Here is a 12,649-nt window from a genome sequence, read left to right as displayed (position 1 = left end):
ATGAACAGCACGCTTATCCAGACTGACCGTTTCGCCCTGAGCGAAACCGAGCGCTCGGCCATCGAGCACGAGCTGCATCACTACGAAGACCCGCGCGCGGCGTCGATCGAAGCCCTGAAAATCGTCCAGAAGGAACGTGGCTGGGTGCCTGACGGCGCGCTCTACGCCATCGGCGAGATCCTCGGCATCCCGGCCAGCGACGTCGAAGGTGTGGCCACCTTCTACAGCCAGATTTTCCGCCAGCCAGTGGGCCGTCACATCATTCGTGTCTGCGACAGCATGGTCTGCTACATCGGTGGCCACGAATCGGTGGTCAGCGAGATCCAGGGCAAGCTGGGCATCGGCCTGGGCCAGACCACCGCCGACGGTCGCTTCACCCTGCTGCCGGTGTGCTGCCTGGGTAACTGCGACAAGGCACCGGCGCTGATGATCGACGACGACACCTTCGGTGACGTTACGCCTGACGGCGTCGCCAAATTGCTGGAGGGCTACGTATGACCCTGACTTCCTTCGGGCCCGCCAACCGCATCCAGCGTTCGGCCGAAACCCATCCCCTGACCTGGCGTCTGCGTGACGACGGCGAAGCGGTATGGCTGGACGAATACCAGGCCAAGAACGGCTACGCCGCCGCGCGCAAGGCGTTCAGCGACATGGCCCAGGACGACATCGTCCAGACCGTGAAAGACTCCGGCCTCAAGGGCCGTGGCGGCGCGGGCTTCCCCACGGGCGTGAAGTGGGGCCTGATGCCCAAGGACGAATCCATCAACATCCGCTACCTGCTGTGCAACGCGGATGAAATGGAGCCCAACACCTGGAAGGACCGCATGCTGATGGAGCAACTGCCCCATCTGCTGATCGAAGGCATGCTGATCAGCGCCCGCGCGCTGAAAACCTACCGTGGCTATATCTTCCTGCGTGGCGAATACACCACCGCCGCCAAGCACCTGAACCGTGCCGTGGAAGAAGCCAAGGCCGCAGGCCTGCTGGGCAAGAACATCCTGGGCAGCGGTTTTGATTTCGAGCTGTTCGTCCACACCGGTGCCGGGCGATACATCTGCGGTGAAGAAACCGCACTGATCAACTCCCTGGAAGGCCGTCGCGCCAACCCACGTTCCAAGCCGCCCTTCCCTGCCGCCGTAGGCGTGTGGGGCAAGCCGACCTGCGTGAACAACGTCGAGACCCTGTGCAACGTGCCGGCGATCATCGCCGACGGCGTGGACTGGTACAAATCCCTGGCCCGTGACGGCAGCGAAGACATGGGCACCAAGCTCATGGGCTTCTCCGGCAAGGTCAAGAACCCTGGCCTGTGGGAACTGCCGTTCGGCGTCACCGGCCGCGAACTGTTCGAAGACTACGCCGGCGGCATGCGCGACGGCTACAAGCTCAAGTGCTGGCAGCCTGGCGGCGCCGGTACCGGGTTCCTGTTGCCGGAACACCTGGACGCCCAAATGTACGCCGGCGGCATCGCCAAAGTCGGCACCCGCATGGGTACCGGCCTGGCGATGGCGGTGGACGACAGCGTCAACATGGTGTCGCTGCTGCGCAACATGGAAGAGTTCTTCTCCCGTGAGTCGTGCGGTTTCTGCACCCCTTGCCGCGATGGCCTGCCGTGGAGCGTCAAGCTGCTGCGGGCCCTTGAAAACGGCGAAGGCCAGGCCGGCGACATCGAGACCCTGTTGGGTCTGGTGGGTTTCCTCGGCCCAGGCAAGACCTTCTGTGCTCACGCACCGGGTGCCGTGGAGCCGTTGGGCAGCGCGATCAAATACTTCCGTCCAGAGTTCGAAGCCGGCATCGCGCCCACCAGCGCCGTCGTCCCGCCTCTGGCAAAGCCGATCGTAGTCGGCGCGTAAACGCTTAAAAAAGGCGAAGGGTCCGTGCCCTTCGTCTTCTCGTGTGATGACGCCGTAAACGGCTGTGTTGATTCACGCGAATAACAAGATTCCATTAGCCACGCCCGCTGACACCGGGCCAACGAAGAACTTTGAACCATGGCCACTATCCACGTAGACGGCAAAGAGCTCGAAGTCGATGGCGCAGACAACCTGTTACAGGCATGTCTGTCGCTGGGCCTCGACATTCCTTATTTCTGCTGGCACCCCGCCCTTGGCAGCGTTGGCGCTTGTCGCCAGTGCGCGGTCAAGCAGTACACCGACGAAAACGACAAGCGTGGTCGGATCGTCATGTCCTGCATGACCCCTGCCACCGACGGCAGCTGGATCTCCATCGACGACGAAGAAGCGAAAGTGTTTCGCGCCAGCGTCGTCGAATGGCTGATGACCAACCACCCTCACGACTGCCCGGTCTGTGAGGAAGGCGGCCACTGCCACCTGCAAGACATGACGGTGATGACCGGCCACAACGAGCGCCGTTATCGCTTCACCAAGCGCACTCACCAGAACCAGGACCTCGGCCCATTCATCTCCCACGAGATGAACCGCTGCATCGCCTGCTATCGCTGCGTACGCTTCTACAAGGACTACGCCGGCGGCACCGACCTGGGCGTATTCGGCGCCCACGACAACGTGTACTTCGGTCGCGTTGAAGACGGCACCCTGGAAAGCGAGTTCTCCGGCAACCTCACCGAGGTCTGCCCGACCGGTGTGTTCACCGACAAGACTCACTCCGAGCGTTACAACCGCAAGTGGGACATGCAGTTCTCGCCGAGCATCTGCCATGGCTGCTCCAGCGGTTGCAACATCTCCCCGGGCGAGCGCTACGGTGAACTGCGTCGCATCGAAAACCGCTTCAACGGTTCGGTGAACCAGTACTTCCTGTGTGACCGTGGCCGCTTCGGCTATGGCTACGTCAACCGCAAGGATCGTCCACGCCAACCGCAGCTGGCGGGTGGCGCCAAGCTGAGCCTGGACCAAGCGCTGGACAAGGCCGCCGAGCTGCTGCGCGGTCGCAACATCGTCGGCATCGGTTCGCCACGGGCCAGCCTGGAAAGCAACTACGCGCTGCGTGAGCTGGTCGGCGCCGAGCACTTCTACAGTGGCATCGAAGCCGGTGAGCTGGAACGCATCCGCCTGGTGCTGCAAGTGCTCAAGGACAGCCCACTGCCCGTGCCGAACATGCGCGACATCGAAGACCACGACGCGGTATTCGTCCTTGGCGAAGACCTGACCCAGACCGCCGCCCGCATGGCCCTGGCCCTGCGCCAGTCGGTCAAGGGCAAGGCCGAGGACATGGCCGACGCCATGCGCGTCCAGCCTTGGCTCGACGCCGCCGTGAAGAACATCGGCCAGCACGCGCTGAACCCGCTGTTCATCGCCAGCCTCGCTGAAACCAAGCTCGACGACGTGGCCGAAGAATGCGTCCACGCCGCCCCTGACGACCTGGCCCGCATCGGTTTCGCCGTGGCCCACGCCCTGGACGCCAGCGCCCCGGCCGTCGACGGCCTGGACAGCGAAGCGGCCGCCCTGGCCCAACGCATCGCCGACGCCCTGCTGGCGGCCAAGCGCCCACTGATCATCGCCGGCACCTCGTTGGGTTCCAAGGCGCTGATCGAAGCCGCGGCCAACATCGCCAAAGCCTTGAAGCTGCGCGAGAAGAACGGTTCCATCAGCCTGATCGTGCCGGAAGCCAACAGCCTCGGCCTGGCCATGCTCGGTGGCGAATCGGTGGACGCGGCCCTGCAAGCGGTGATCGACGGCAGCGCCGACGCCATCGTGGTGCTGGAGAACGACCTGTTCACCCGCACTGACAAGGCCAAGGTCGATGCCGCGCTGAACGCAGCCAAGGTTGTGATCGTCGCCGACCATCAGAAAACCGCCACCACCGACCGCGCCCACCTGGTGCTGCCAGCGGCAAGCTTCGCCGAAGGCGACGGTACGCTGGTCAGCCAGGAAGGTCGCGCCCAGCGCTTCTTCCAGGTCTTCGACCCGCAATACCTGGACGCCAGCATCCTGGTTCATGAAGGCTGGCGCTGGCTGCACGCCCTGCGCGCCACCCTGCTGGACCAGCCGATCGACTGGACGCAACTGGACCACGTTACCGCCGCCGTCGCTTCGAGCAGCCCGCAACTGGCCGCCATCGTCGACGCCGCACCGTCCGCCTCGTTCCGCATCAAAGGCCTGAAGCTGGCGCGCGAACCGCTGCGCTACTCCGGTCGCACCGCCATGCGCGCCGACATCAGCGTTCACGAACCGCGCACCTCCCAGGACAACGACACCGCGTTCTCGTTCTCCATGGAAGGCTACTCGGGCTCGACCGAACCGCGTTCCCAGGTGCCATTCGCCTGGTCGCCGGGCTGGAACTCGCCGCAAGCCTGGAACAAGTTCCAGGACGAAGTCGGTGGTCACCTGCGTGCAGGCGACCCGGGCACCCGCCTGATCGAAAGCCAGGGCGATGGCCTGAGCTGGTTCGCCAGCGTGCCGCGCGCCTTCAATCCGGCACCGGGCACCTGGCAGGTCGTGCCGTTCCATCACCTGTTCGGCAGCGAAGAGAACTCTTCCAAGGCCGCTCCGGTGCAGGAACGCATCCCGGCCGCCTACGTGTCGCTGGCCAAGTCCGAAGCCGACCGCCTGGGCGTCAACGACGGTGCCCTGCTGAGCCTGAGCGTGGCCGGCCAGACCTTGCGTCTGCCGCTGCGCATCAATGAAGAACTGGGCGCCGGCCTGGTGGCCCTGCCGGCCGGCCTGGCAGGCATCCCGCCAGCGATTTTCGGCAAAACCGTCGACGGTCTGCAGGAGGCAGCGCAATGAGCTGGTTCACCCCTGAAGTGATCGCTGTGATCCTGACGGTCCTCAAGGCCATCGTGATCCTGCTGGCCGTGGTGGTCTGCGGCGCGTTGCTGAGCTTTGTCGAACGTCGCCTGCTGGGCTGGTGGCAGGACCGCTACGGTCCGAACCGCGTCGGCCCGTTCGGCATGTTCCAGATCGCCGCCGACATGATCAAGATGTTCTTCAAGGAAGACTGGACGCCGCCGTTTGCCGACAAGGTGATCTTCACCCTGGCACCGGTGGTCGCCATGAGCGCCTTGTTGATCGCCTTCGCGATCATCCCGATCACCCCGACCTGGGGTGTGGCGGACCTGAACATCGGCCTGCTGTTCTTCTTCGCCATGGCTGGCCTGTCGGTGTATGCGGTGCTGTTCGCCGGCTGGTCGAGCAACAACAAGTTCGCCCTGCTGGGCAGCCTGCGGGCCTCGGCCCAGACCGTGTCCTACGAAGTGTTCATGGGCCTGTCGCTGATGGGCATCGTGATCCAGGCCGGCTCGTTCAACATGCGCGACATCGTCGAGTACCAGGCCCAGAACCTGTGGTTCATCATTCCGCAGTTCTTCGGTTTCTGTACCTTCTTCATCGCTGGCGTGGCCGTGACTCACCGTCACCCCTTCGACCAGCCGGAAGCGGAGCAGGAACTGGCCGACGGTTACCACATTGAATATGCCGGCATGAAATGGGGCATGTTCTTCGTCGGTGAATACATCGGCATCATCCTGATCTCGGCGCTGCTGGTAACGTTGTTCTTCGGTGGCTGGCACGGTCCGTTCGACATCCTGCCGCAACTGTCCTTCGTCTGGTTCGCCCTGAAGACCGCGTTCTTCATCATGCTGTTCGTCCTGCTGCGCGCCTCGATCCCGCGCCCACGCTACGACCAGGTGATGGACTTCAGCTGGAAATTCTGCCTGCCGCTGACCCTGATCAACATGCTGGTGACCGCTGCGATCGTTTTGATGAACGCGCCTGCGGCCGCGGTTCAGTGAGGATTTGACCCATGTTCAAATATATTGGCGACATCGTTAAGGGTACCGGTACCCAACTGCGAAGCCTGGTCATGATCTTCGGCCATGGCTTTCGCAAGCGTGACACCCTGCAATACCCGGAAGAGCCGGTCTACCTGGCACCGCGCTATCGTGGCCGCATCGTCCTGACCCGCGACCCCGACGGCGAAGAGCGCTGCGTGGCCTGCAACCTGTGCGCCGTGGCGTGCCCGGTGGGTTGCATCTCGCTGCAGAAAGCTGAAACCGAAGACGGTCGCTGGTACCCGGACTTCTTCCGCATCAACTTCTCGCGCTGCATTTTCTGCGGCCTCTGCGAGGAAGCCTGCCCGACCACCGCGATCCAGCTCACGCCGGATTTCGAAATGGCCGAGTTCAAACGTCAGGACCTGGTGTACGAGAAAGAAGATCTGCTGATTTCCGGTCCCGGTAAAAACCCTGATTACAACTTCTATCGTGTTGCAGGTATGGCCATTGCCGGTAAGCCAAAAGGCGCCGCGCAGAACGAAGCCGAACCGATCAACGTGAAGAGCTTGCTGCCTTAAGGAAGAAAGATGGAATTCGCTTTCTATTTCGCATCGGGTATCGCGGTGGTGTCCACGCTTCGTGTGGTCACCAACACCAACCCTGTGCACGCCCTGCTCTACCTGATCATTTCGCTGATCGCCGTGGCCATGACCTTCTTCGCCCTCGGTGCACCGTTCGCCGGTGCCCTGGAAGTGATCGCCTACGCCGGCGCCATCATGGTGCTGTTCGTGTTCGTGGTGATGATGCTCAACCTCGGCCCGGCAGCAGTCCAGCAGGAACGCTCCTGGCTCAAGCCCGGCATCTGGGCGGGACCGGTGATCCTGTCCGCCCTGCTGCTGGGTGAACTGCTGTATGTGCTGTTCGCTCACCAGAGCGGCCAGGCCATCGGCCACACCACCGTAGACGCCAAGGCCGTGGGCATCAGCCTGTTCGGTCCGTACCTGCTGGTGGTCGAACTCGCCTCGATGCTGCTGCTTGCCGCAGCCGTCACGGCGTTCCATTTGGGCCGTAACGAGGCGAAGGAGTAATCACATGCCTGCTATCCCTCTCGAGCATGGTCTGGCGGTTGCCGGCATCCTGTTCTGCCTCGGTCTGGTTGGCCTGATGGTCCGCCGCAACATTCTGTTCGTGCTGATGAGCCTGGAGGTCATGATGAATGCCTCCGCCCTGGCTTTCATCGTCGCGGGCGCTCGCTGGGCGCAGCCGGATGGACAGATCATGTTCATCCTGGTGATCAGCCTGGCAGCCGCCGAGGCCAGTATCGGCCTGGCGATCCTGTTGCAGCTGTATCGCCGCTTCCACACTCTCGATATCGACGCTGCCAGCGAGATGCGCGGATGAACCTGATCTTTCTGACTTTCGTATTCCCCCTCATTGGTTTCCTGCTGCTGTCGTTCTCCCGTGGACGCTGGTCGGAAAACCTTTCGGCGCTGGTTGGCGTGGGTTCCATCGGCCTGTCTGCCATCGTCACGGCCTACGTGATCTGGCAATTCAACGTCGCCCCGCCCGAAGGCGGTGTGTATGTGCAGGTGCTGTGGCGCTGGATGGCGGTAGAAGGCTTCACGCCGAACTTCGCCCTCTACCTGGACGGCCTGTCCATCACCATGCTCGGCGTGGTGGTCGGCGTGGGTTTCCTGATCCACCTGTTCGCCTCCTGGTACATGCGCGGTGAAGCCGGTTACTCGCGCTTCTTCGCCTACACCAACCTGTTCATCGCCAGCATGCTGTTCCTGGTGCTCGGCGATAACCTGTTGTTCCTGTACTTCGGCTGGGAAGGCGTGGGCCTGTGCTCGTACCTGTTGATCGGTTTCTACTACAGCAACCGCAACAACGGGAATGCCGCACTCAAGGCGTTCATCGTCACCCGGATCGGCGACGTGTTCATGGCCATCGGCCTGTTCATCCTGTTCCAGCAACTGGGCACGCTGAACATCCAGGAACTGTTGGTCAAGGCACCCGAGCACTTCAAGGTCGGTGACTTCTGGATCGTCCTGGCGACCCTGATGCTGCTGGGCGGCGCCGTTGGTAAATCCGCGCAACTGCCGCTGCAAACCTGGTTGGCGGACGCGATGGCCGGCCCTACCCCGGTCTCGGCACTGATCCACGCCGCGACCATGGTAACGGCGGGCGTCTACCTGATCGCCCGTACCCACGGCCTGTTCGCCCTGGCGCCGGACATCCTGCACCTGGTCGGCATCGTCGGCGGCGTGACCCTGGTACTGGCCGGTTTTGCCGCCCTGGTACAAACCGACATCAAGCGCATCCTCGCCTACTCGACCATGAGCCAGATCGGCTACATGTTCCTGGCCCTGGGCGTCGGTGCCTGGGAGGGCGCGATCTTCCACCTGATGACCCACGCCTTCTTCAAGGCGCTGCTGTTCCTTGCTTCCGGTGCGGTGATCGTTGCCTGCCACCACGAGCAGAACATCTTCAAGATGGGCGGCCTGTGGAAAAAACTGCCGTTGGCCTATGCCAGCTTCATCGTTGGCGGCGCGGCCCTGGCGGCCCTGCCACTGGTCACCGCCGGTTTCTACTCCAAGGACGAGATCCTCTGGGAAGCGTTCGCCAGCGGTAACCAGGCGCTGCTCTATGCCGGCCTGGTGGGTGCGTTCATGACCTCGCTGTACACCTTCCGCCTGATCTTCATCGCGTTCCATGGTGAAGCCAAGACCGAAGCCCATGCCGGCCACGGCATTGCTCACTGGCTGCCACTGTCGGTGCTGATCGTGCTGTCGACCTTCGTCGGCGCGATGATCACCCCACCTCTGGCCGATGTGTTGCCGCAAAGCGTCGGCCATGCCGGCGGCGAAGCCAAGCACAGCCTGGAAATCGCCTCGGGCGCCATTGCCCTGTCGGGTATCCTGCTGGCCGCCCTGCTGTTCCTGGGCAAGCGTCGTTTCGTCACGGCGATCGCCAACAGCGGCATCGGGCGATTCCTTTCGGCCTGGTGGTTCGCCGCCTGGGGCTTCGACTGGATCTACGACAAACTGTTCGTCAAGCCATACCTTGCGATCAGCCACATTCTGCGCAAAGACCCGCTCGACCAGACCATTGGCCTGATCCCGCGCATGGCCAAGGGCGGCCACACTGCCCTGAGCCGTACCGAGACCGGTCAACTGCGTTGGTATGCGGCTTCCATGGCGGCTGGCGCCGTGCTGGTTATCGGCGCCATCGTGCTGGTAGCGGTCTGATATGAACCTTGCGAACTTGCGAAAGGAAACGAGCCCGTCATGATTCTGCCCTGGCTAATCCTGATCCCCTTCATCGGCGGCCTGCTGTGCTGGATCGCGGAGCGCTCCAGCTCCACGCTCCCGCGCTGGATTGCGCTGCTGACCATGTCCCTGGAACTCGCGCTCGGCCTCTGGCTGTGGGCGACCGGCGACTATTCATTTGCTCCGGCTCCTGGCGCCGATCCGACCTGGGCGCTTGAATTCAAGCATGCCTGGATCGCGCGCTTCGGCATCAGCGTGCACCTGGCCCTCGACGGCCTGTCGCTGCTGATGATCCTGCTGACCGGCCTGCTGGGTATCCTCTCGGTACTCTGCTCCTGGAAAGAGATCCAGCGTCACGTGGGTTTCTTCCACCTGAACCTGATGTGGATCCTGGGCGGCGTCATCGGCGTGTTCCTGGCGCTGGACCTGTTCATGTTCTTCTTCTTCTGGGAAATGATGCTGGTGCCGATGTACTTCCTCATCGCGCTCTGGGGTCACAGTTCTTCGGACGGCAAGAAAACCCGGATCTACGCGGCGACCAAGTTCTTCATCTTCACCCAGGCTTCCGGCCTGATCATGTTGGTGGCGATCCTTGGCCTGGTGCTGGTCAACTTCAACAACACCGGCGTGATTACCTTCAACTACGCCGACCTGTTGAAAGTGCAGATGTCCAAGACCACCGAGTACGTGCTGATGCTCGGCTTCTTCATCGCCTTCGCGGTGAAGCTGCCAGTGGTGCCGTTCCACTCCTGGCTGCCGGACGCCCACGCCCAGGCGCCGACCGCAGGTTCCGTGGACCTGGCGGGTATCTTGCTCAAGACCGCGGCCTACGGCCTGCTGCGCTTTGCCCTGCCGCTGTTCCCCAATGCGTCGGCCGAGTTCGCGCCGATTGCCATGACCCTGGGCCTGATCGGGATTTTCTACGGTGCGTTCCTGGCGTTCGCCCAGACCGACATCAAGCGCCTGATTGCGTTTTCCAGCGTTTCGCACATGGGCTTCGTGCTGATCGGGATCTACTCCGGCAGCCAGCTCGCCCTGCAAGGCGCGGTGATCCAGATGCTGGCTCACGGCCTGTCGGCGGCAGCGCTGTTTATCCTCAGCGGCCAGTTGTACGAGCGTCTGCATACCCGGGACATGCGTGAGATGGGTGGCCTGTGGTCGCGCATCGCCTACCTGCCGGCCATCAGCCTGTTCTTCGCGGCCGCTTCCCTGGGCCTGCCGGGCACCGGCAACTTTGTCGGCGAGTTCCTGATCCTGATCGGTTCGTTCGTCAGTGCACCGTGGATCACCGCCATCGCCACTTCCGGCCTGGTGTTCGGTTCGGTCTACTCGCTGATCATGATCCACCGTGCCTACTTCGGCCCGACCAAGTCGGACGAAGTGCTGCGTGGCATGGACGGTCGCGAACTGATCATGGTGCTTGGCCTTGCGGTGCTGCTGGTTTACCTCGGCGTTTCCCCGCAACCGTTCCTCGACACCTCTGCCGCCACGATGCATGGCGTGCAGCAGTGGCTCGGCACCGCCTTCTCTCAACTCGCTTCGGCCCGGTAAGAGCGCTATGGAATTCACGATTCAACACTTTATCGCGCTTGCGCCGCTGTTGATCACCAGCGCCACGATCATCGTGGTGATGCTGGCGATCGCCTGGCGGCGCAATCACTCACAGACCTTCCTGCTGTCGGTGGCGGGGCTGAACCTGGCCTTGCTGTCGATCCTGCCGGCCCTGAAAGTCGCGCCCCTGGCGGTCACCCCGCTGATACAGATCGACAGCTTCGCCTGCCTCTACATGGCGTTGATCCTGGTCGCCACCCTGGCCTGCGTCACCCTCGCCCACGCCTACCTCGGCGATGGCGGTTCGGGTTACCCGGGCAACCGCGAAGAACTGTACCTGCTGATCCTGATGGCCGCCGCCGGTGGCCTGGTCCTGGTCAGCGCGCAGCACCTGGCCAGCCTGTTCATCGGCCTGGAACTGCTCTCGGTACCGGTCTACGGCCTAGTGGCCTACGCCTTCTTCAACAAGCGCTCCCTGGAAGCCGGCATCAAGTACATGGTGCTGTCGGCGGCCGGTTCCGCGTTCCTGTTGTTCGGCATGGCCCTGCTCTACGCCGAAGCCGGCACCCTGAGCTTCGTCGGCATTGGCCAGGCCCTGGCGGCCACCGGCCTGCCTAGCCCGATCGCGCAACTGGGCCTGGGCATGATGCTGATCGGCCTGGCGTTCAAACTGTCGCTGGTACCGTTCCACCTCTGGACCCCGGACGTCTACGAAGGCGCCCCGGCGCCAGTGGCGGCGTTCCTGGCCACCGCGTCGAAAGTGGCAGTGTTCGCGGTCATGGTGCGTCTGTTCCAGATCTCGCCAGTGGCCAGCAGCGGTGTGCTGAGCAACGTACTGACCATCATCGCCATCGCGTCGATCCTGTTCGGTAACCTGCTGGCACTGACCCAGAGCAACCTCAAGCGTCTGCTGGGTTATTCGTCCATCGCCCACTTCGGCTACCTGCTGATCGCCCTGATCGCCAGCAAGGGCCTGGCCATGGAAGCCATCGGCGTGTACCTGGTCACCTACGTGATCACCAGCCTCGGTGCGTTCGGCGTGATCACCCTGATGTCCTCGCCGTACAACGGCCGCGACGCCGACGCCCTGTACGAATACCGCGGCCTGTTCTGGCGCCGTCCGTACCTGACCGCCGTGCTGACCGTGATGATGCTGTCCCTGGCGGGCATCCCGCTGACCGCCGGCTTCATCGGCAAGTTCTACATCATCGCCACCGGCGTCGAGGCTCACCAATGGTGGCTGGTCGGCTCCCTGGTGCTGGGCAGTGCCATCGGCGTGTTCTACTACCTGCGCGTCATGGTCACCCTGTACCTGATGGAACCGAACCTGCGTCGCCACGACGCCGAGTTGCACTGGGAACAGAAGGCAGGCGGCGTGATGCTGCTGGCCATCGCCGCACTGGCGTTCTTCCTCGGTGTGTACCCGCAGCCGTTGCTGACCCTGGTTCAGCAGGCTGGCTTGACGGGCTGATCGCGTAGCGGTAGCTCGTAGAAAACAGAAACGGCACCTTCGGGTGCCGTTTTTTTATGCGTGTTGCCCGATTTAGCTCATGACCCAGCCCGCCACGGTGCAAGCGCCCCTTCGAAAAGTGAAAAGGCTCCATGCAGGAAACGGTTGAAGCGAGCGGCATCACGCCGCAGCCCAGCCTGTTGACCGCCAATCAGGCACAGATGGGCCACCTGACCAATCACTTCTGCTTCGCCTGGCATAGGGACCAAGCGGCGGCACGTCCGTATCGCGAAATCCAGTCGTCTCGTGTCAACACGCTGCTGAAACTCGCCTACCAACGGATCGTGCAGCGACCAGGCTCGGATGGAAACTTCCCGCCCAGGTTGTTTCCCAGCGGCAATACTCAAATAGCGTTTCAGGATTTCGCCCGCGCTACTGCCCTGCCCCGCATAAGCGAGCATGCGCTCCGTGTAGTCTTCTTCCCAGGCGGCCAGCAGGGTGCGGACAAAATCTTCACGATTGCGGAAATGGTGATAGAACGATCCGCGGGTCACATTCAATCGGCGCGATAGACTCTCGGCCGAAACGCCGGTATGCCCTATTTGGTCGAGGGCCTCAAAACCAGCCGCGATCCAATGGTTACGAGTTAGCTTTCTCACCGATCATTTCGCTCCCTATTTAGCACCA

At 62.8% G+C, this 12,649-nt stretch carries 11 protein-coding genes; 10 read left to right on the top strand and 1 reads right to left on the bottom strand.

Features of this window, described 5'->3' with window-relative positions; genetic code table 11:
- The 10 genes from nuoE (at position 1) to nuoN (ending at position 11,983) form a co-directional block, all read left to right on the top strand.
- Complete coding sequence (gene nuoE, locus AB4Z20_RS07980) at positions 1 to 498, top strand: NADH-quinone oxidoreductase subunit NuoE (RefSeq protein ID WP_214512769.1); 498 nt, start codon at positions 1 to 3, stop codon at positions 496 to 498.
- Positions 495 to 1,850: an NADH-quinone oxidoreductase subunit NuoF gene (nuoF, locus tag AB4Z20_RS07975; RefSeq protein WP_003203373.1), complete on the top strand. Its 1,356-nt coding sequence runs from the start codon at positions 495 to 497 to the stop codon at positions 1,848 to 1,850. The genes nuoE and nuoF overlap by 4 nt, the downstream gene beginning before the upstream one ends.
- A gap of 138 nt (positions 1,851 to 1,988) precedes the next feature.
- Positions 1,989 to 4,703: an NADH-quinone oxidoreductase subunit NuoG gene (gene nuoG, locus AB4Z20_RS07970; protein WP_253476223.1), complete on the top strand. Its 2,715-nt coding sequence runs from the start codon at positions 1,989 to 1,991 to the stop codon at positions 4,701 to 4,703.
- Positions 4,700 to 5,707 carry an NADH-quinone oxidoreductase subunit NuoH gene (gene nuoH / locus AB4Z20_RS07965; protein WP_253476225.1) on the top strand — a complete coding sequence of 336 codons (1,008 nt, stop codon included), beginning with the start codon at positions 4,700 to 4,702 and terminating at the stop codon, positions 5,705 to 5,707. The genes nuoG and nuoH overlap by 4 nt, the downstream gene beginning before the upstream one ends.
- 11 nt (positions 5,708 to 5,718) lie before the next feature.
- On the top strand, positions 5,719 to 6,267 hold the full coding sequence (gene nuoI / locus AB4Z20_RS07960; protein ID WP_003180051.1) for an NADH-quinone oxidoreductase subunit NuoI: 549 nt from the start codon (positions 5,719 to 5,721) through the stop codon (positions 6,265 to 6,267).
- A gap of 9 nt (positions 6,268 to 6,276) precedes the next feature.
- On the top strand, positions 6,277 to 6,777 hold the full coding sequence (gene nuoJ, locus AB4Z20_RS07955) for an NADH-quinone oxidoreductase subunit J (protein ID WP_003203382.1): 501 nt from the start codon (positions 6,277 to 6,279) through the stop codon (positions 6,775 to 6,777).
- A 4-nt stretch (positions 6,778 to 6,781) separates the two neighbouring features.
- On the top strand, positions 6,782 to 7,090 hold the full coding sequence (gene nuoK / locus AB4Z20_RS07950; protein ID WP_003180046.1) for an NADH-quinone oxidoreductase subunit NuoK: 309 nt from the start codon (positions 6,782 to 6,784) through the stop codon (positions 7,088 to 7,090).
- A complete protein-coding gene (gene nuoL / locus AB4Z20_RS07945; protein WP_253476227.1) occupies positions 7,087 to 8,940 on the top strand; it encodes an NADH-quinone oxidoreductase subunit L in 1,854 nt (617 codons plus the stop codon). The genes nuoK and nuoL overlap by 4 nt, the downstream gene beginning before the upstream one ends.
- 39 nt (positions 8,941 to 8,979) lie before the next feature.
- The gene (gene nuoM / locus AB4Z20_RS07940) at positions 8,980 to 10,512 is read left to right on the top strand and encodes an NADH-quinone oxidoreductase subunit M (RefSeq protein ID WP_253476229.1); all 1,533 of its coding nucleotides are present in this window, start codon (positions 8,980 to 8,982) and stop codon (positions 10,510 to 10,512) included.
- A gap of 7 nt (positions 10,513 to 10,519) precedes the next feature.
- Positions 10,520 to 11,983 (top strand): NADH-quinone oxidoreductase subunit NuoN, encoded by a 1,464-nt coding sequence (gene nuoN / locus AB4Z20_RS07935; protein WP_253476231.1) that lies wholly within the window; start codon positions 10,520 to 10,522, stop codon positions 11,981 to 11,983.
- A gap of 77 nt (positions 11,984 to 12,060) precedes the next feature.
- On the opposite strand, the gene AB4Z20_RS07930 is transcribed toward nuoN, so the two are convergent.
- A complete protein-coding gene (locus tag AB4Z20_RS07930) occupies positions 12,061 to 12,621 on the bottom strand; it encodes a TetR/AcrR family transcriptional regulator (RefSeq protein ID WP_442089664.1) in 561 nt (186 codons plus the stop codon).
- Positions 12,622 to 12,649: the final 28 nt, after the last annotated feature.

It is taken from the genome of Pseudomonas sp. KB_12, from assembly GCF_052114545.1.
Lineage (GTDB): Bacteria > Pseudomonadota > Gammaproteobacteria > Pseudomonadales > Pseudomonadaceae > Aquipseudomonas > Aquipseudomonas brassicacearum.
Note: the sequence above shows the minus strand (reverse complement) of the source record. Positions and strands in the feature narration are given on the sequence as shown.

What these genes read in the sequence shown, in the direction of transcription:
- nuoE (WP_214512769.1), top strand. Translation starts at nt 1, where the DNA reads ATGAACAGCACGCTTATCCAGACTGACCGTTTCGCCCTGAGCGAAACC.
- nuoN (WP_253476231.1), top strand. Translation starts at nt 10,520, where the DNA reads ATGGAATTCACGATTCAACACTTTATCGCGCTTGCGCCGCTGTTGATC.
- nuoF (WP_003203373.1), top strand. Translation starts at nt 495, where the DNA reads ATGACCCTGACTTCCTTCGGGCCCGCCAACCGCATCCAGCGTTCGGCC.
- nuoM (WP_253476229.1), top strand. Translation starts at nt 8,980, where the DNA reads ATGATTCTGCCCTGGCTAATCCTGATCCCCTTCATCGGCGGCCTGCTG.
- nuoL (WP_253476227.1), top strand. Translation starts at nt 7,087, where the DNA reads ATGAACCTGATCTTTCTGACTTTCGTATTCCCCCTCATTGGTTTCCTG.
- nuoJ (WP_003203382.1), top strand. Translation starts at nt 6,277, where the DNA reads ATGGAATTCGCTTTCTATTTCGCATCGGGTATCGCGGTGGTGTCCACG.
- nuoI (WP_003180051.1), top strand. Translation starts at nt 5,719, where the DNA reads ATGTTCAAATATATTGGCGACATCGTTAAGGGTACCGGTACCCAACTG.
- nuoK (WP_003180046.1), top strand. Translation starts at nt 6,782, where the DNA reads ATGCCTGCTATCCCTCTCGAGCATGGTCTGGCGGTTGCCGGCATCCTG.
- nuoH (WP_253476225.1), top strand. Translation starts at nt 4,700, where the DNA reads ATGAGCTGGTTCACCCCTGAAGTGATCGCTGTGATCCTGACGGTCCTC.
- nuoG (WP_253476223.1), top strand. Translation starts at nt 1,989, where the DNA reads ATGGCCACTATCCACGTAGACGGCAAAGAGCTCGAAGTCGATGGCGCA.